Below are 18,737 nucleotides of genomic sequence, written 5' to 3'. Positions count from 1 at the left end.
AAATGCTAGCAGATAAACAGATGCTTGTAAATACTATTTATTATTTGTAAGCGAGTTTACCAGTCTTTCTAGATGCAACCCATGACTCGCCTTAATTAAAAGATAAGTTTTATCATCAACTTCTTGTTGAAGTGCTTGCTCTAATTTTGAAAATTGATCAATTGGAAAATAATGAAGTCGACTTTGGTAAATTGGCTTTAATTTGTCATTCAGAGCCGAAATTTCAGTTCCATAAAGATAAATTTTATCAAAAATATTAGGCGGTAATGATGCCGCGATATTAGCGTGAAAATCCTTACTCTCCTCACCTAATTCCAGCATATCTCCTAAAACTACATATTTTTTTTCATTCGGTTCAATTTTCAAATCACGAAAAACCGCCAAAATAACTTTAAGAGCAGTCGGGTTGGAATTATAGGCATCGTCGAGAATTTTTTCTCCTTTTTTTCCTGTAAACCACTCAACTCGGTCTTTTGTTAATTGTAACATTTTAAGACCCGTTTTAATCTCTTCATCAGTCATCTTAAAATGTTTAGCTACCTGAATTGCAGCCAAAGAATTAACAATATTATATTTACCAATCAAGGGGATTGTTAAAGTCTCATTATCAGTCAAATTGGTATGGTAAGAAGATTTGTCAATTGTAGTTTTAATATCAAACGGATAAATATCATCGCGTCTTGATTCTCCAAAAGTCTTAACCGTAGCCTTAATATTGCTACTATTCTTTAATAGCAGTGGCTCATCCCCATTTATTAGCAAAATACCCTCTGGCTTCAAATACTGAGCAATTTTAAGCTTCTCTAAAGCTATCGCATTTCGGTTCTTAAAAAATTCAATGTGTGCTTCGCCAATCATAGTAATAATTGCGATATCTGGCTTAACTAAATTGGCTAACTCTTCCATCTGATTAAACCCATCGATTCCGATTTCAATGGTTAAAATTTGCGTATCTTGAGGCATTGAAATAATTGTATATGGAATCCCGATTTCATTATTAAAATTGTCTTTAGTGCGCCAAACGCGAAATTTTTGAGCAAGAATAGAATAAACCAAATCTTTAGTCGTTGTTTTTCCATTAGAACCAGTAATTGCAACAACTTTAGGATTAATTACTTTAAGGCAATAAGAAGATATTTTTAAAATTGCATCCAAAACATTATCCACCACCACAAAAGGAACTTTAATTTTATCTGTTGAATGGCCTTTTTCGACTAAAGTAGCAACTGCTCCTTGCTGAACGGCTGCATTAATAAATTCATGCCCATCGCGCTGACCTTGTAATGGAACAAATAAAGCGCCTGGTGTTACTTTGCGCGAATCAAATTCAATATGATTAATTACAACTTCTGAAGAAGCACTTGAAATTGGAGCAACAAGTATTTCTGAAACTTTTTTTAAGCTAATTTCCATTTATCCACCTAAATTTTTTTAAAGCGCCAACGATCTATTTTAAATTTTTGATTCTTGATTTGATAGCAAAAAATCAAAAAGAAAAATAAAGCACCAATAACATCGGCAATCAGATCGCCCATTGTATCATTTAATGCAGCATTACCGATATAAGGAATTCCTCCTGATGATTGATAGCGCTGCATGTTTAACTTTAAAAAAAGATCCCCCAAGTATTCATAAATTTCCCATAAAATGCTTAACAAGGCTGCAAAAGAGGAACTATAACAACCAATTAACCAATAGTGCTGTTTAACAAATTCGTCTGAAAAAATGTTTAACAAAATTGACAGTCCCAACGCACTCATAACAAATCCTGCAAAAACGTGGAGGTATTTATCCCAAAGTGGGACTCCATAGAAACCAAACCCTGTTCCTAAAATAATTGAAGCTATCAAAAAAATATCATATAAAACAATTAGTTGGGATGGAAAATAAAAGTGAAATATATTTTCAATTAAAAACGGTGCAAATACTAGTACCACTACGGATAGAACCTGTAAATAGCGACTGTGATAAAGATAAAAAACACTAATTGAGCTCAAGATCGTTACGAAGCTAATTACAATAGCTAATTTAAAAATAGTTCGATGATTCATAAATGATTGGCTTTCTGTATTTAAATTAATAAAAAAAGCAGCTCCTGTTCAGTGCTGCATTGCGAATTTTAGTTATCGTTCTTAAAACCGTATTTTTTATTGAATCGATCAACTCGACCATCAGCTTGAGTGAACTTCTGTTTCCCGGTATAAAACGGATGCGAATCAGAAGAAATTTCAACTCGAATAAGTGGATACTCATTTCCGTCTTCCCACTTAATAGTTTCTTTGGAAGTCTGGGTTGAGCCACTTAAAAATTTATAGCCAGTTGATGAATCAACAAAAATAACTGAATGATAATCTGGATGAATTCCTTGTTTCATTTTTTCCTCCGTGTATGAGATTACAACTTTTGAATTATACTATAAGATCGCTTATATTTCAAAAAAATCTCTTTATTGTTCGTCAATTATTCTCACTTCGGCACCTAAACTACGTAGTTTGTGAACTACCCGATCATAGCCGCGAAGAATATTTCCTGCATCATGAATCCTTGTTTCACCTGGTGCAATAAGACCTGTGATCATTAAACTTGCCCCCGCCCTAATCTCATCAGCAGTGACATCAGTTCCTTGTAGATGATCTGATTTCAAAATTCTAATTTCATTCTCGTGCTTCCAAATTTTAGCTCCCATTTTGCAAAGTTCTGGAATATGGCGAACTCGTTTAGGGTAAATTGTATCATGAATTACTCCTTGGCCTTCTCCCAAAAACATCAGTGAGCTGATCGGCTGTTGGAGATCAGTCGCAAATCCCGGAAATGGACTTGTTTTAATTTCAACATTTACGAGCCGTTCAGTTGGATATACATAAACACTGTCCTCACCAATCTGCATATTTACGCCCATTTCTTCTAATTTACCCAAGAATAGATCCAAATGTTCAGGAATCACATTTTTAATCCAAATTCCATTACCAATCGCCGCTGCGATAATGATATACGTTCCCGCCTCAATTCGATCGGGAATAATTGTATGGGAATTTTTTGAAGAAAGACTTTCAACCCCTTCAATTTTAATTTGACTGGTTCCAGCTCCTCTAATTCGAGCACCCATATTATTTAAAAAAGTAGCCAAATCAATGATTTCTGGTTCACGAGCTGCATTTTCGATCGTCGTTTGTCCATGCGCTAATACACTAGCTAAAATCATATTGATCGTTGCACCGACCGAAATAAAATCAAACTTAATCATCGTGCCAACCAAACCAGTGTCAGGTGCTTTGATATGGATAGAATCATTTTCAAAATGAACGGTTGCACCTAGAGCTTGAAAGCCTCTAATATGCTGATCAATTGGTCGTGGTCCAATATCGTCCCCGCCTGGGAAACTAACAACTGCTTCTCCAAAGCGCGACAATAAAGCCCCCATAAAATAGTAAGAGGCTCGTAAGCTTTGAATTTTTCCACTAGTAAGTGGGACTTGTTTAATGTTAGAGGGATCAATTGTTAAAACGGACTCGTCAATCGTTGAAGGGACATTCATATCCCCCAAAATTGCCCGTAAATTTTCGACGTCTTTGATTTGCGGCACACTATCAAAGACAACTTTAGTATGTGACAAAATGGAGGCGGGGATTAAAGCTACTGTACTATTTTTTGCTCCACCTACTGTCACACTGCCCGCTAACGTTTTTCCCCCATGTATATCCATAATTTCCATCAGATTAAAACCACGATCAACAATGTTATTTAGATCTTTCTTCTTTTTGTAATAAAGCTGTCTTTACAAACCCATCATATAAAGGCTCCGGCCTTTCTGGTCTTGAGAGAAATTCTGGGTGATACTGAGCAGCAATAAAAAATTTCTTGTCAGGTAATTCGATCACTTCAACTAGTCGATTATCAGGTGAAGTGCCTGAAAAAATCATTCCACGTTCAATAAATGCATCTCTATATTTATTTTTAAATTCGTAACGATGTCTGTGGCGTTCCTCAATCTCTTCTTGATCATTGTAAAGATGAATTGTTTTGGTTCCCGGTTTTAACTTAGCTGGATAAAGTCCTAAACGCAAAGTTCCTCCAAGATTCACTACATCAGCTTGATCTGGCAAAAGATCGATGATCGGATTCTCAGTATTTGGCTCCATTTCAGTCGAATTCGCATTTTTTAACCCAACCACATTGCGAGCAAATTCAACACACGCCATTTGCATTCCTAAACAAATTCCTAAAAATGGAATATCATTTTCTCTTGCATACCTGATGGCTTCAATCATTCCTTCAATCCCTCGATCACCAAAACCACCTGGAACTAAGATCCCGTCAATTTCAGAGCCCAAAATGTCACCTACATTTTCTTTAGTGACATCCTCTGCCTGAACCATTTTCAGTTTTACTTTAGTATTGTACTTAAATCCAGCATGGTAAAGAGCTTCAGTCACAGATATGTATGAATCTTTTAATTCAACATACTTTCCAACAATAGCAATAGTTACCGTGTTCTGTAAAGTCTGAATTCTTTTGTTCAGTTCTTTCCAGCTATCCATACTTGGCTCAGGTGAATTTAATCCAAGATATTTATCAACAATTGTATCTAAACCTTCTTGATGCAGCGTTAAAGGAAGTTCATAAATTGAAGAAGCATCTCGTGATTCAATTACCGCATCTGTTTCAACATCACAAAACGAGGCAATCTTCTCTTTTAAAGATAAACTAATCGGTCGGTCCGTTCTTACAACAATGATGTTTGGCTGAACCCCAAAACTTTTAAGTTCTCGTACGGAATGTTGAGTAGGTTTAGTTTTCATTTCCTCAGCAGCCTTTATGTAAGGAACTAAAGTGACATGAATATAAACTACATTATCCGCTCCAACAGCCGATTTCATTTGACGAATGGCTTCAATAAAGGGTTGGGATTCAATATCTCCAACCGTTCCGCCGATTTCGGTAATTACAACGTCAGCATCATTAACTCTGCCTGCTTGTAATATTTTATCCCTAATCATGCCTGTAATGTGGGGAATAACTTGGACTGTCGCTCCCAAGTATTCTCCTTTTCGTTCTTTATCAATTACTTCTGAATAAATCTTACCAGTCGTAACGTTTGAATATTTGCCTAAGTTGTTATCAATAAATCTTTCGTAGTGTCCCAAATCGAGATCGGTCTCAGCTCCATCATCAGTTACAAAAACTTCACCATGCTGATATGGATTCATTGTTCCAGGATCCACATTGATGTAAGGATCAAATTTTTGAATTGTAACCTTTAACCCACGATTTTTCAAAAGTCGTCCTAAAGACGCCGCAACAATTCCTTTGCCCAATGATGAAACAACGCCACCAGTTACAAATACATATTTAGTCATTAAAGTACCCCTTTTTTCGATTAGAGACATTCCAATAAAAGTGCTCTCTATTCTTAAAAAGAACAGAGAGCACTTTTGCGCCCTATTTAGTATAGAGAAATATTGCGCGAGGGTCAATTATCTTTTTTTAATTGCACATCGCTTGATATTTATAAGCCAAAAAAGCATCAACTCCTATGTGATTTTTGAGTTAAAGTGCCAATTCATACGCTTCGTTAGCCTCGTCGATGTGTCGAATTTTATTGATAAATATTTATCAATTCTCATCATTTCGGGAAATCGATATTGAGATTAAAGACACATTATTCCTCAAATAAATTAATCTCATAAGACAAGTTTACTCAAGCATTTTATCGATTGATTCCATAATAATACCAGAAAAACCCGATTTTTCTAAAGTCTCTATTCCCCGAATAGTGGTCCCACCAGGCGAACAGATTTGATAAATCAGATCATTAAAGCTAATCTCTGTTTTCTTAGAATTTATCATTGTCCCAATGATCAGTTCAGTCACAATTTTAACTGCCTCATCTCGAGTCAATCCATTTTTAACTGCTGCTAAAACAAGGCTCTCTGAAAATTTAGCAACTACTGCTGGACCACTACCAGCAATAGCCGAAAATACTAGAAATTTATCTTCTGGCAAATCAAAAACTAAACCCAATTCTTTCAACAAATTATTAACTGTTTTCCGCTTATCCTGCTCAAAAGTTGGGGCCAAGGCACAAGATATCTCGCCGGAATTTACTGCAATATTCGTATTGGGCAAAGTTCTTACAAGATTAGGTGTCGTCGTAAAAGCTTGGGCCAATTGTCCAAGGTCAACCCCGCCCAAAACCGAAATTAATATCTGTTCTTGCTGAAGTTTCAAATTAATTTCAGCCGAAATTTCAGCTAATTGATGGGGCAAAAAAGCTAGAACCAAAACATCTGACCATTTTGCTAACTCAACTAAACTAAAAGACTTAATGTCGTATTTCTTAGCAATCAATGCTCCACGATGAGGTGAATAAACAGCTAAATGATGTCCATGGTGAAGCCAACCTTGAATTAAAGCCTGTCCCATGTTACCCGATCCAATAATTCCGATTTTTGTCATTTAGCTAAAAGTCACTATCATTGCTATCATCGTCTTCAAATGACGAAAGGGCCTCATCAGCACTCTGAGGATTTTCTTCAACTTGGTTTTCTTCATCTTCCAGAAAATCATCCCCACTTAAAGATGATTTTGGGAATTGATCAGTAATTGGGACCGCATCAGGATCTTCATCAGCATAATCAATAACATCGTCATCTTCATCATAGTTAGATAAATTCTTATCTGACATTTCTTTCAAATCTTCGTTATGATTGGTCTCTTCGTCAACAGATTCAAATGGATACCATTCACGTAAGCCCCACAAATCATTTCCCAAAGAAATGAAACTCCCATCAACATTCAAATCGGTATAAAAATCAACAATAGCATTATCCAGCTCTTTTTTCTTTTTCCCGAGATACTTTCCAACTTCTCGATAGAGATTTTTAAACTCCATTTCCTGTTCATTATTTTTCAAAATCGCATAAGCAACCTCGATCATTGATAATTCTGATTTATTTTGTTTTTCAAAAACAGTTAATTCCAAGGTGATTTTCCTCCATTTAGCTCTCTTGATTTTAATTATTTATTCTTTAATTTGCAAATATATTTGGTGACTATTAAGCAAGATTGAGTTTTGGTATAGATCGTAAGCAAATTTTAAAACTTCTGACTGATCTTTTAAACGATTTATAGCAATTTCTTTTCCGAAAGTTAATAACTTTATGTCGCCAGATAGTGTAAAATATTCATTAGAGATGAATTTGGATTTTTGAATTTCTAGGTGATTTTTAATTTTACAACTCACCCTTTCAATCGTAAGTAAATTATCTCCGTTATAGTAGATTAGACAATCGGCTTCGGGAATTGATTGTTCTTGATAACTAATTATCAGTTCTCCTTTTTTTCGTTGAATTTTCGCCTCAGTTGTAAACCTAACAGAGCTAATTACTTCATTATCAATTATTTCTCTCGCTAAATAAATTATTTTGGTCAAAAGAATACCTATGAATCCTACAAATATTGAATTTTTAAATTTAAATCGGGAAAAAGTTATTCGCGATCCCGTACACAATTATATCCATATCCGACAAAAAATAATCAGAAATTTAATCGATACGCCTGAATTTCAACGATTACGCCGAATTAAACAGCTTGGGACAACATCATTTACTTTTCCTGGGGCTGAACATTCACGTTTTACTCATTCCTTAGGCGTGTTTGAAATTACCCAAACTATCTGTGATAATTTTGAGCAAAACTATAAGTCAAGTTCAAGTCAAGACGGACTCTGGGACGACTCGAACCGATTAGTAGCTCTTTGTGCTGCCCTTTTACATGATGTTGGTCACGGTGCTTTTTCTCATATTTTTGAAGACATCTTTCACACAGATCACGAAAAGATTACCGGTCAAATTATCACAGATCCAACCACTCAAATCAACCAGGTATTAAGTGAAATTGATCCAAAATTTCCTGCGGAAGTTGCAAGTATCATCGATCATACTCATCCAAATCAGCAAATTGTTCAAATGATTTCTTCACAAATCGACGCAGATCGAATGGACTATTTACTACGGGATGCTTACTTCACTGGAACTGATTATGGTCTTTTCGATCTAACAAGAATTCTACGCGTCATGCTTCCTTACGAAGACGGAATTGCATTTCTCTCTAACGGAATGCACGCTGTAGAAGATTATATTGTATCGCGTTTTCAGATGTATCAACAAGTTTATTTTCATCCCGCCTCAAGGGGAATGGAAGCCGTCTTAATTCTGCTGTTGCGTCGTTGCCAGTACTTATATCAACATGAACAGTTAACTAAAGATTTCTCGCCTGAGCTCTTAATTCCCTTTTTCGAAGGCACCTTCACACTTCAAGATTACCTAAATCTTGATGATCAAGTCATCTCTACTTACTTGATTTACTGGCGTAGTCATTCTGATCCAATTTTATGCGATTTGGTAAATCGTTTCTTGGATCGCAATCCTTTGAAGTCAGTCCAGTACCATCACAGTCAAAATGATTTGATTCAAAAATTATCGGAATTAATTGAGGAAGCCGGATATAATCTTAAGTATTTTACCTTAAAAAATTTTTCAAAGGATTTGCCTTACGATGCATACCATCCTAACGCTAAAAATCCACAAACCCAAATTGAAATCATGCTACCAAATGGTAATTTAAAGGAGTTATCAGAACAAAGTCCGCTCGTAAAAGCGATTGCTGGAAAATTTCAAATTGATCATCGTTTCTTCTTTCCTAGGGAATTCCTCCGTCGCGATGAATTTATGGCTAAAACTAATCTAACTAATTCAAAAAAAATAGCAATTTTTGAAGAATTTCAAAGAATCATCCAACTATTTTAATGTAATTGCAACTAATTGTTAATGAATGTTACTAATCGATGATGTTAGAATTAGAGACAGAAAGGTTCTTTTTTATGATTAGAATTATTAGGAAATTTATAACCCTGCCGTTGAGTTATTTAAAAAACAAAAAAAATAAATTAGAGGAACCACAGAAAAATATTAGTGGCGATTGGTATTTTAGCGATCAACATGGTCAAAAACATCATTTGGTCATCAATAATAAATTAAACATTATTATTGACCAAAATAAGTTGGACACTAAATTAATTGAAAATCATTCGAACTCAATTGTGTTTATTGATAAATACGGCTATATTTTACAAATAAATCTTTATAAAAATCAACCTACCAGCATTTACGACGAAGCAGAGAATATCTCTTACGACCTTTTAAACTCTGCTGATAAGTTCTAATATTTTTATTAAAAAAAGCTACATCTTGGATATAGCTCAGACTAAAGGCAAAAAACGCGAGATTTTGTCTTTTTTAATATATTCGAGGCACTAAAATGTTTGATCAAAAAACCAAACACAAATCGTTGTCCAAGATCGCGTTATGATTATTGATTTTATCTACGACTTAAGCTATATCTTAATCCGAGAAATTAATTCCTTTAATTATTGCTTTTTTTAAATTAGATTTAATATAAGCAGTGAAATCATCTTGTTCAATGTCTCCATTAAAACAGCTTATTAAATATGAAAGTTGCCTATTAGGAAGTTTATTGATAACTCTAAACAAGGCATCCTGAAGATCGATATTCTCCTCTAACCTATTTTCTTGAAGTTTTTTATCAACAGAAAGCAAACAACTGGGTTCTAGCCCATCTAAGGGTACTGCATAAACATTAGCCTTTCTTCTGTTGGTGTTGCGTTGTCGCAAAAGAGTCGACACATGATGTTGGAGAATAAATTTAAAATACGATGAAAAAGAGGACCCTTTTCCAGGAGTAAATGTACAGCAAGCTTTATAACAAATAATAGCTGCCTCTTGAAACCAATCATCTTCTTCAATGTCATTTAAATAAAACTTCCTTTTAAAGGATTTTATTAATGGTCTATACAGTTCAAATAGCTCTGTAAACGCTTCACTGTTATCTTCGGAATCTCTAACTGCTTTTACTAAGATATATATCTGGGTTTTCGTTTTATTTTCCATAACTACATCATACACTTTTTTTCAATTATATACTAGTTTTACAGAAAAATATATCCTGTTAAAAAGTTCGATTCTTTTCAAGCATAGTAACCGATTCAACGTGGGTTGTTTGAGGAAATAAATCAACGGGCTGAATTTTTTTAATCGCATACCCTAATTCCTTATAAATCGCAAGATCTCGTCCAAGGGTCGCAGGATTACAGCTTACATAAACAATGATTTCTGGCTGCATTTTAACACTTTGTTCAATAAAATTCTTTGCTAGACCTTTACGAGGCGGATCCACAAAAATTTTGTTTACTTTCAAGCCTTCTGATATCCATTGATCAATCACCTCCTCAGCCTTACCACAGACATATTTAACGTTGTCATAGTGGTTTAGTTGAGCGTTATTCAATGCATCTTCAACAGCTTGCTGAACTGATTCAACCCCGATCACCTGTTTAACCCGATCCGCCAAACTTATTCCGACGGTTCCAATTCCCGAATATGCATCCATCACAGTATCTGTAGATTTTAAATTACCGTATTCAGCTGCAATTCGGTATAAATTTTCAGTTTGCAGCGGATTAACCTGGTAAAAAGACAAAGGTGAAATTTTAAAAGTGTTGGTTAAAATTTTATCAGTTAAATACGGTGAACCATAAATAACTTTATTAGTCGGACCTAAAATAACGTTAGTATTTTTGAAATTGTAATTAAGAATAAAACTCGTAATTTCAGGGCAGCTACTCTGTAGTTCATGTTTAAGTTTCTTTAAACGAGGTACATCTTTTTGATTGACCACTAAGATTAACATCAATTCCCCCGTAAATTTACCAAAACGGAGCATAATATTCCGGACGACGCCGCGTTGAGTATCTTCATCATAGGAAGATATTTCTAGCTTTCGTAAAATATCCCGAACTTTGATAATATTTTGATCAATAACTGATTCTTGCAGTAAAAAATCTTCTGTCGGTACTAAATGATGTGAGTGGGCTCTAAAAAAACCAACCGATAATTGACCTTTTACAAGTCGAACCGGAACCTGAGATTTATTACGGTAATGCGTTTCTTTAGGCGAAGGAATTATCGATTCAACTGGGTTATCAATCCCAAATTTATGGAGTGTTTCCTTGATTTGATTTTCTTTAAAACTTAACTGTGCCTGATACTTGAGATGACTTAAAGGTGCTAAGCCGCTTTGAATACTATGGTAATCAATTTCTTGATTTCGATCAGGAGAGTAGCTTAAAAACTTAACAACCCGAGCAAAAGCATATTTTTTTAGAACCTTTAAAATTTGGATCTCAACTTCTTCACCCGGAAGTGAGTTATAAATAAAGACTGGAAATTCGTTTATTTTAACAAATCCCAGTCCCGCGTATGTTAATGCAGAAATTGTTACAGTTAATTTATCATTCTTTTTTAGCAAGATTAACTCCATTATTTTTTATGCTTCAATATTATCTATCTCTTTAGATGCCAATGCTCCCCGACCAATTGATCCATCAGAAATATCTTGTAGATTAGCAAACATCCGTAAATGATGTTTTAAATTGGTAAACTCCATGGGACATTTTCCGCCCAATTCACCATCAAGATTGATCGGTACATCCTCAGATTCTGTTGACTCCACTGTGAGTTTTTTTGTTTTAACATAGATGATTTGTTCATCTTCAGTATGCTTACCACCAGCGAGAACTAAACTTGCAAGACGAATGATATCACCCCAGTTAGCAGTTTTAACCACAATCAAAGAAAATTTGCCATCGCCTAACTTAGCATCAGGTGCAATTTGCTCAAAACCTCCAATTGAATTAGTAAGGCCTAACAAGAACATACTAGCCTTTCCATCAAATTCTCCATCGTCATATGTTAATTTTAAAGGAATTTGTCTAATCTGAGGCAACATTTCCGCTGCCTTAACCACATAAGCAAAATAGCCAAAAATACTTTTGATCTCAGAAGGAACGTGGTAGGTCAGCTCGGTTAAAACGCCTCCGCCAGCAATATTAACAAAATAACGATCATTAGCTTGACCAATATCCATTTTAATAATTCTGCCTTCAGCAATAACTTTAGCTGCAGCCACCGGATCATTTCGCGGAAGTTTCAACGCTCGTGCGTAATCATTAGTTGTCCCAGCTGGAATAATCCCCATTGCAGGACGATGCTTCAACGGCGATATTCCATTTACAACTTCGTGAATTGTCCCATCACCCCCAGCAGCAATAATTGCATCAAAATTATCTAACGCTGCTCGTCGAGCTTCTTTTTGAGCTGACAAAGGTTCTGGTGTTGTTTGAAAAGCACTGGTTTCATATCCTGCTAATTCTAAAGTATTAAGGATTTCAACAATATTTCTTTTTACCGCTTCTGTCCCAGAAGTTGGATTATATATTAAGCGTGCCCGTTTTCTCATTGTTTTTATCTTTTTTTGATTTCTGCAAGTAGTAATTGTGTAACCAGCTGTGGATTGGCTTTTCCTTTAGTTTGTTTCATAATTTGACCCATTAAAAACTTAAGTGCTCGATCTTTTCCGTTTTTAAAATCCTCAATTGACTGCTGATTTTCATCCAAAATTGCTTGAACCATTGGTAATAATTCTTCTTCATTGCTATTTTGAGCAAGTTGATGATCTTCAACATACTCTTGAGCATCAGTACCACTTACCAACATTTCATTTAAAACTTGTTTAGCAATCTTTGAAGAAATCGTTCCGTTAGTTATCATTTTAACCATCTTTGCTAAGTTCTCAGGATTTAACTTGGTATCTAGTAGATCAAGTTTTTCATTGTTAAGGTAACCGGAAATATCACCCATTAAATAATTTGCAGTCTGTTTAGCATCGGCTCCCAATTTAATCGTTGCATCAAAGAAATCGGACATTTCTTTGGTTTGGGTTAAAACTCCAGCATCATACTCGGTCAAAGATAAATCTTTTACATAGCGTTTTATTCGTTCTTGCGGTGCCTCTGGCATCTTTGCTTGAACTTTCTTAATCCATTGATCACTTATTTTAAGTGGAGGAATATCGGGTTCTGGGAAATATCGATAATCACTTGAGCCTTCTTTTGAACGCATTAAAATTGTCGATTTTGATGGTTCATCCCATCTTCTAGTTTGCGGCGCTACTTCTTCTCCCCGTCGTAAAATCTCAGCCTGACGAGTTTCTTCATAACTTAATGCCGAACGAGCATAATTAAAGGAGTTGATATTTTTAATTTCCGTCTTTGTCCCAAATTTATCAGCTCCAAACGGGCGCAACGAAAGATTACAGTCCACTCGCATGGATCCCTCTTCCATTTTCACATCACTGGCTCCCGTAAACTGCACGATTTTGCGAAGATTTTCTAAATATTGGTAAGCTTCTTCAGGAGAATTAACCTCAGGTTTAGAAACAATCTCAACTAATGCTGTGCCCTGTCGGTTTAAATCAACATATGAATATCCATCGCCATGAGTATTTTTCCCGGCATCCTCTTCAACGTGAATCTCAGCAACTCCAATTTTTTTCACCTTGCCATCAACATTAATTTCAATATACCCATCACGAGCAAGTGGCTCAAAAGCCTGAGTAATTTGATAAGCTTTCGGATTATCAGGATAGAAATAGTTTTTTCGATCAAAGTGAGTCACCTGATTAATATCCATGTGAAGCGCTGTTGCAATCATTAGTCCTAACGAATAAGCATGGTGGTTAGGTTTAGGTAAGACTCCTGGATAGCCCCAATCAATTACATTAGTATCAATATTAGGTTCTGCTCCATAGGAAACTGGACTTGGTGAAAACATCTTTGATTTTGTTTTTAGTTCAACGTGGACTTCGAGTCCAATAATAGTTTCAAAGTTCATTTTTACCTCGCAATTTCTGGTTTCTGCTGATCAAAATTCGTTTCAGCTTCGTAAAATTTAGCTAACCGATAAATGGTTTTTTCATCAAAACGATTGCCAATAATCTGCAATCCCACTGGCATTCCGTTTACTAGACCATTAGGCATAGACATTGCAGGCAATCCCGCTAAATTAACCGGAATTGTCAAAATATCATTTGCGTACATTTGAAGTGGATCTTCACATTTTTCGCCGATTCCAAAGGCTGGAGTTGGAGTTGTTGGACCAATTAACAGATCATAATTCTCAAAAGCTCTCTGAAAATCTCTTGCGATCAAAGTCCTTACCTGCGCTGCTTTTTTAAAGTAAGCGTCATAAAAGCCTGCTGAAAGCGAAAAACTCCCTAACATGATTCGGCGTTTGACTTCTTCACCAAATCCTTCAGATCGAGTATTAGTATACAATTCCTCTAAATCATGAAATTGTTTTGTCCGATAACCGTAACGAATTCCATCAAAACGTTGAAGATTTGAACTAGCTTCACTAGATGCAATGATATAGTAAGTTGGTACTGCATAATGCACATTAGGCAAACTTACCTCATCAACAACAGCACCATTTTTGGCAAAAAAAGCAGCCGCTTGTTTTACAGAATCAACAATTTCAGGCATCACCCCTTCTTCAAGGTAATCAGTAATGACTCCTATCCTCAGTCCTTGAACTCCTTTGTTAAGGTCGGATAGATAATCTGTAGATTCAAAAGCAGAAGTTGCATCATTTTCATCATGTCCCGCAATTGCTTCAAGGAGTCGAGCATTATCTTCAACATTAGTAGTGATTGGCCCAATCTGATCAAGACTAGATGAAAAGGCGATTAAACCCCAACGCGAAACCGTCCCGTAGGTCGGTTTTAAGCCAACAACACCATTAAAAGAAGCTGGTTGGCGAATCGAACCACCGGTATCACTTCCCAAAGCAGCTAAAACTTCTCGAGAAGCCACTGCAGAGGCAGAACCACCAGATGAACCGCCTGGCACTTTACTTTGATCCCAAGCATTTTTAGTTATCTTAAAAAAGGAAGTTTCAGTCGAAGAACCCATTGCAAACTCATCCATATTTAACTTGCCAGCCACTAATGCACCAGATTTTTTTAATTTATCCACCACTGTTGCATTATAAATTGGCACAAAGTTCTCCAACATTTTACTAGCAGCCGTTGTTGTTAAATCTTTAGTGATAATATTATCCTTAATTCCAACTGGCAAACCGCTAAGAAAATTAGTGAAGTCACCTTTTTGATCCAATTCAGCAGCTTCTTTTAGAGCCTGCTCTTTATTCAATGTGATAAAGGCAGAAATTCGGTCTTCCTTGCTTTCGATATCTATAAAAGTGTGTTCCACAATTTCTTGAGCACTTACTTCTTTATTAAGCAATGCTTGATGGGTTTGTGATAAACTTTCAAATTTCATTATCTTACTCCTCAATAATTGATGGGACTTGAATTAGTCCATTTTTAGCGGTTGGCGCATTTTTAAGTAGTTCATCTCTTTGTCCGCTATTTTTCGCTACATCGGTTCTAAAAATATTTTCGAGATCACTAGATTGATAAGTCGGCTTAACTCCTTGGGTATCAACTTGATCAAGTGTATCAAAGAAAGAAATAATTTTTTGAAACTGATTTGAGAAATCATTCAACTCTTCGTCGCTATATTTGAGTTTAGATAAACTAGCAATTTTTTTTACGTCATCTTTTTTAATCATTAAACCAACTCCTTTTCCTAAAACATTCTAACATTTTTTAATAACTACTGAAGACATGCGTATAAAAACCTGTATCAGTAGGATTGCGCGCAATAAACGCCAACATTGTCCCACTTGCGCTTTGAATATCGATTTCAAGCGGAATTTCTTTTGGCAAGTATTGGTTAGCTTGATTAGCGCAATACTGAGTAAAACTTGTTATCTCTGAAATACTGTAAAACTGTGTTGTGATCTTAATCGTCATTCCCTTTAAAGTTCCACCTTCATAGTGAGATTGAGCAACTACTCCTGCAAGGTTAGGGAAAAAATTCTGAACATTATTTTTGAAATTATTAAAATCATCAGCATCTTTTTGATTTACCGGTTTCTCATTATTAATTGTTGGGTAAATCATATTTTTTTCATTAATCTGGGTCCATTCTGTAAACTTATCTCCCGTTTTTGCCTTAGCTGAAAGAATAAATTCTCCTCCCACTAGAGAATCCTGCGGCCCCTCACGATAAACATAGAGATAAATTGGTATATTTTTTAAACCATCCATCTTCCGCATTCTGCTTAAAATTTTATCGGCAGCTTCACGGGCATATTTTTCGCCCGCTTCATCTTTAATTGGAGTTTTTAGGGTTGCGCCGTATTGTTCTTTTTGGTAATAATCAATTGAATTAATACTTAAACCAAGAACAATACCCTCAAGATTGTAACCTGTTCCCTTTTTAACCAAAAAATCATGCTCTAAAATTTGCTGTAAAACTAACGGGTTGCGTTTGTTTGGATCTGTCGATTGATTATCTTCAAGATTCAACCCTTCAGGATTATCTTTACTTTTCCGATTTAACCAACTGGTAACCATTCGTTTGGTTAAATTTTGGCCTTCTTGAAAAATATACTTATCAGTACTAAAAATTTTGTGATCATAGTTTAACAATCCGCTATCAAACGCCATCAAATCATTCATATTATTGGTATTGGAAATACTAACTCCTCTTTGTTGACTAACCTTGTATTTACCTCCCTCAATCATCGATTCATAATAATTGGAACTTACTGTCCCTGTCGTTGTATCAACTTTCCTAGGAGTTGTTTTACTAGTTATTTGTTGACTTTGAGTCGACCTTTTTCCCGTACAGGCAGTCAAAATAAAGGGCAAAATCAGAAAAGCTGCCCCTCTAATTATCACTTTAGTTTTACTTTTCTTGTAAAATTTCATCTAATCTTTCTTCCGATATTAATTGAATTTTGAGATTATTTGCTTTAGTTAATTTGGAACCAGGATCGCTACCATAAATTAAAAAATCTGTTTTAGACGAAACAGAACTGCTAACCTTTGCGCCTTGATTAGTTAATAAGTCATTTAATTGACTCCTAGAATAACCAGCTAGCGTACCAGTAATTACTACTCTTTTGTCATAGAAAAAACCATCATGGTCAACTGAATTCAAGTCTCTTCCCAAGTACTTCAAATTTACTTGTAGCTCTTTAAGTTCTTGAACCATCTCTAAAACCTCTTGATTTGCAAAATAATTAGATAAGGAATTTTGGATTACCGAACCAATTGTATCAATTTCTAAATCTTCTCCGGTCTTTAAAAATGAAATTAAATCATCCAAATTATGATAAACTTCTGCAATTTTTAGAGCTACATTTTTACCAACATACCTGATCCCAAATCCATATAGCACATTTTCTAGTGAACGGTGTTTACTTTCTTCAAGATTGTCTAAAAGTTTTTTTACCGATTTTTCCTGAAAACCAGGCACCTGCTGTAATTTAATTTCGTCTAACTTATATAAATCAGGAATCTTGTTAACTAAATCTAAATCATAAAGTTTTTCCACAACTTTCGGCCCAAGACCAAGGATGTTCATCGCATCACGGGTGGCAAAATGTTCAATATGAGCCCGCACTTGTGCTGGGCATACCGGATTAATACAACGTAGAGCTACCTCCTCAGATAAATGAACTAATTTAGCGCCGCAATCCGGACAATAATGGGGTTCCTGATAACTTTTAGTCCCACTTTTGCGCGCCTTGAAGTCAACTCGCGCAACTTCTGGGATAATATCTCCTGCTTTATAAATATCTACATAGTCGTTTATACGTACATCTTTTTCATGCAACAAATCGAAATTATGTAGACTTGCTCGTTGAACCGTTGAACCTGCCAAAGAAACTGGATCCATCACTGCCGTGGGAGTTACCACACCTGTCCGACCAACCGTCCACTCAATAGTCCTAATCTTAGTTCTAGCCTCAAGTGGCGGAAATTTATAAGCAAACTCCCACCGAGGAACTTTAACAGTATTACCTAAAGAATTCTGAAGCGCTAAATCATTAACTTTAAAAACAATTCCATCAATATTATATGGTAAATTAAACCTTTTTTCTTGATATTCATCCAAATAATCCCGAACTTCACCGAAGTTTTTAATTACTCGATTTTGTTGGTTAGTCGCAAATCCCCACTCTTTTAACTTTATAAGCGCTTGGCTTTGAGTCTTTAAATCAAAGTTTTCTGGTTCAATAACATAATAAATGAAAGATTGTAAATTTCGTTCTTTAGTCACTTTAGAATTTAACTGTCTCAAACTCCCTGCTGCTGCATTCCGAGGATTAGCAAACGTACTCTTCCCTTCTTCCAGTCGAGCCTCATTTAAACGCGCAAAACTTTCTTTTCCTAAATAGCACTCGCCTCTGACTTCCAGATGATCTTTTAACGGGATTTCTTTCGGAATGTCTGCGATTTGTAAAATATTTGGAGTAATATCTTCACCAACCATCCCATCTCCGCGCGTCGAGCCTTTAACCAAGTGGCCGTTTTCATAGATTAAAGAAATCGCCAGTCCATCAATTTTTAGTTCTAAATTAAATTCCACTTCATCTTGCTGAATATTTTTTTGGATTCTTTGAACTGCGGCTTCGGATTCCTCCAAAGAAAACACATCATCCATCGACAACATCGGAATCGTATGACTAAATTTAGGAAAAGCAGTATTAATTGCCCCGCCAACATTTTGACTTGGAGAGTCGCTACTTACCCAATCCTGGTGCGCACTCTCAATTGCTAAAAGCTTTTGATAAAGGCGATCGTATTCAAAATCTTGAACACTCGGAGCATCTTCAGTGTAATATTCTCTCCGGTAAATATTCAGTTGTTTTTTTAAATTAAGATATTCTTCATAATTATCCATT

The 18,737-nt window shown here is 35.6% G+C and carries 18 protein-coding genes; 2 read left to right on the top strand and 16 right to left on the bottom strand.

All coding sequences use genetic code 11. The annotated features are described in order from the left end of the window. Positions 1 to 33: 33 nt before the first annotated feature. The 8 genes from R8495_RS04620 to R8495_RS04585 all read right to left on the bottom strand — a co-directional run bounded on the left by R8495_RS04620 (position 34) and on the right by R8495_RS04585 (position 7,432). Positions 34 to 1,413: a UDP-N-acetylmuramoyl-tripeptide--D-alanyl-D-alanine ligase gene (locus R8495_RS04620; RefSeq protein WP_317636372.1), complete on the bottom strand. Its 1,380-nt coding sequence runs from the start codon at positions 1,411 to 1,413 to the stop codon at positions 34 to 36. Positions 1,414 to 1,421: 8 nt separating this feature from the next. Then, positions 1,422 to 2,051, bottom strand: a complete 630-nt coding sequence (locus R8495_RS04615; RefSeq protein ID WP_317636371.1) for a DUF2238 domain-containing protein — start codon at positions 2,049 to 2,051, stop codon at positions 1,422 to 1,424. A 68-nt stretch (positions 2,052 to 2,119) separates the two neighbouring features. Then, positions 2,120 to 2,374, bottom strand: a complete 255-nt coding sequence (locus R8495_RS04610; protein WP_317636370.1) for a type B 50S ribosomal protein L31 — start codon at positions 2,372 to 2,374, stop codon at positions 2,120 to 2,122. Between the two features lie 72 nt (positions 2,375 to 2,446). After that, positions 2,447 to 3,712, bottom strand: coding sequence for a UDP-N-acetylglucosamine 1-carboxyvinyltransferase (murA, locus tag R8495_RS04605; protein ID WP_317636369.1), 1,266 nt, complete (start codon positions 3,710 to 3,712; stop codon positions 2,447 to 2,449). Positions 3,713 to 3,737: 25 nt separating this feature from the next. Next, positions 3,738 to 5,357 carry a CTP synthase gene (gene pyrG, locus R8495_RS04600; RefSeq protein ID WP_317636368.1) on the bottom strand — a complete coding sequence of 540 codons (1,620 nt, stop codon included), beginning with the start codon at positions 5,355 to 5,357 and terminating at the stop codon, positions 3,738 to 3,740. 337 nt (positions 5,358 to 5,694) lie between these two features. Next, entirely contained in the window at positions 5,695 to 6,456 is a 762-nt protein-coding gene (locus tag R8495_RS04595) for a pyrroline-5-carboxylate reductase family protein (RefSeq protein WP_317636367.1), read from the bottom strand. A gap of 4 nt (positions 6,457 to 6,460) precedes the next feature. Beyond that, a complete protein-coding gene (gene rpoE / locus R8495_RS04590) occupies positions 6,461 to 6,982 on the bottom strand; it encodes a DNA-directed RNA polymerase subunit delta (RefSeq protein ID WP_317636366.1) in 522 nt (173 codons plus the stop codon). A gap of 39 nt (positions 6,983 to 7,021) precedes the next feature. Next, positions 7,022 to 7,432, bottom strand: a complete 411-nt coding sequence (locus R8495_RS04585) for a DUF1934 family protein (RefSeq protein WP_317636365.1) — start codon at positions 7,430 to 7,432, stop codon at positions 7,022 to 7,024. A 25-nt stretch (positions 7,433 to 7,457) separates the two neighbouring features. Here R8495_RS04585 and R8495_RS04580 point away from each other — a divergent pair, with 25 nt between their 5' ends. Both R8495_RS04580 and R8495_RS04575 read left to right on the top strand, forming a co-directional pair. Next, entirely contained in the window at positions 7,458 to 8,807 is a 1,350-nt protein-coding gene (locus R8495_RS04580; protein ID WP_317636588.1) for an HD domain-containing protein, read from the top strand. 74 nt (positions 8,808 to 8,881) lie between these two features. Next, positions 8,882 to 9,223, top strand: coding sequence for a DUF4828 domain-containing protein (locus R8495_RS04575; protein WP_317636364.1), 342 nt, complete (start codon positions 8,882 to 8,884; stop codon positions 9,221 to 9,223). A 178-nt stretch (positions 9,224 to 9,401) separates the two neighbouring features. On the opposite strand, the gene R8495_RS04570 is transcribed toward R8495_RS04575, so the two are convergent. The 8 genes from R8495_RS04570 to ligA are packed head-to-tail and all read right to left on the bottom strand — an operon-like array spanning position 9,402 to position 18,736. Then, the gene (locus tag R8495_RS04570; protein WP_317636363.1) at positions 9,402 to 9,968 is read right to left on the bottom strand and encodes a sigma-70 family RNA polymerase sigma factor; all 567 of its coding nucleotides are present in this window, start codon (positions 9,966 to 9,968) and stop codon (positions 9,402 to 9,404) included. A 58-nt stretch (positions 9,969 to 10,026) separates the two neighbouring features. After that, complete coding sequence (gene rlmD, locus R8495_RS04565) at positions 10,027 to 11,385, bottom strand: 23S rRNA (uracil(1939)-C(5))-methyltransferase RlmD (protein WP_317636362.1); 1,359 nt, start codon at positions 11,383 to 11,385, stop codon at positions 10,027 to 10,029. Between the two features lie 18 nt (positions 11,386 to 11,403). Beyond that, the gene (locus tag R8495_RS04560; RefSeq protein WP_317636361.1) at positions 11,404 to 12,375 is read right to left on the bottom strand and encodes a diacylglycerol kinase; all 972 of its coding nucleotides are present in this window, start codon (positions 12,373 to 12,375) and stop codon (positions 11,404 to 11,406) included. A gap of 5 nt (positions 12,376 to 12,380) precedes the next feature. Beyond that, the gene (gatB, locus tag R8495_RS04555; protein WP_317636360.1) at positions 12,381 to 13,808 is read right to left on the bottom strand and encodes an Asp-tRNA(Asn)/Glu-tRNA(Gln) amidotransferase subunit GatB; all 1,428 of its coding nucleotides are present in this window, start codon (positions 13,806 to 13,808) and stop codon (positions 12,381 to 12,383) included. A gap of 2 nt (positions 13,809 to 13,810) precedes the next feature. Then, the gene (gene gatA, locus R8495_RS04550; RefSeq protein WP_317636359.1) at positions 13,811 to 15,256 is read right to left on the bottom strand and encodes an Asp-tRNA(Asn)/Glu-tRNA(Gln) amidotransferase subunit GatA; all 1,446 of its coding nucleotides are present in this window, start codon (positions 15,254 to 15,256) and stop codon (positions 13,811 to 13,813) included. A 4-nt stretch (positions 15,257 to 15,260) separates the two neighbouring features. Next, positions 15,261 to 15,548, bottom strand: a complete 288-nt coding sequence (gene gatC, locus R8495_RS04545) for an Asp-tRNA(Asn)/Glu-tRNA(Gln) amidotransferase subunit GatC (RefSeq protein ID WP_317636358.1) — start codon at positions 15,546 to 15,548, stop codon at positions 15,261 to 15,263. 37 nt (positions 15,549 to 15,585) lie between these two features. Further along, positions 15,586 to 16,755 (bottom strand): CamS family sex pheromone protein, encoded by a 1,170-nt coding sequence (locus R8495_RS04540; protein WP_317636357.1) that lies wholly within the window; start codon positions 16,753 to 16,755, stop codon positions 15,586 to 15,588. Further along, entirely contained in the window at positions 16,733 to 18,736 is a 2,004-nt protein-coding gene (gene ligA, locus R8495_RS04535) for an NAD-dependent DNA ligase LigA (RefSeq protein WP_317636356.1), read from the bottom strand. The genes R8495_RS04540 and ligA overlap by 23 nt, the downstream gene beginning before the upstream one ends. Position 18,737: the final 1 nt, after the last annotated feature.

Source organism: Xylocopilactobacillus apicola (assembly GCF_033095985.1).
GTDB lineage: Bacteria > Bacillota > Bacilli > Lactobacillales > Lactobacillaceae > Xylocopilactobacillus > Xylocopilactobacillus apicola.
This window is presented reverse-complemented; position numbering and strand designations above follow the sequence as displayed.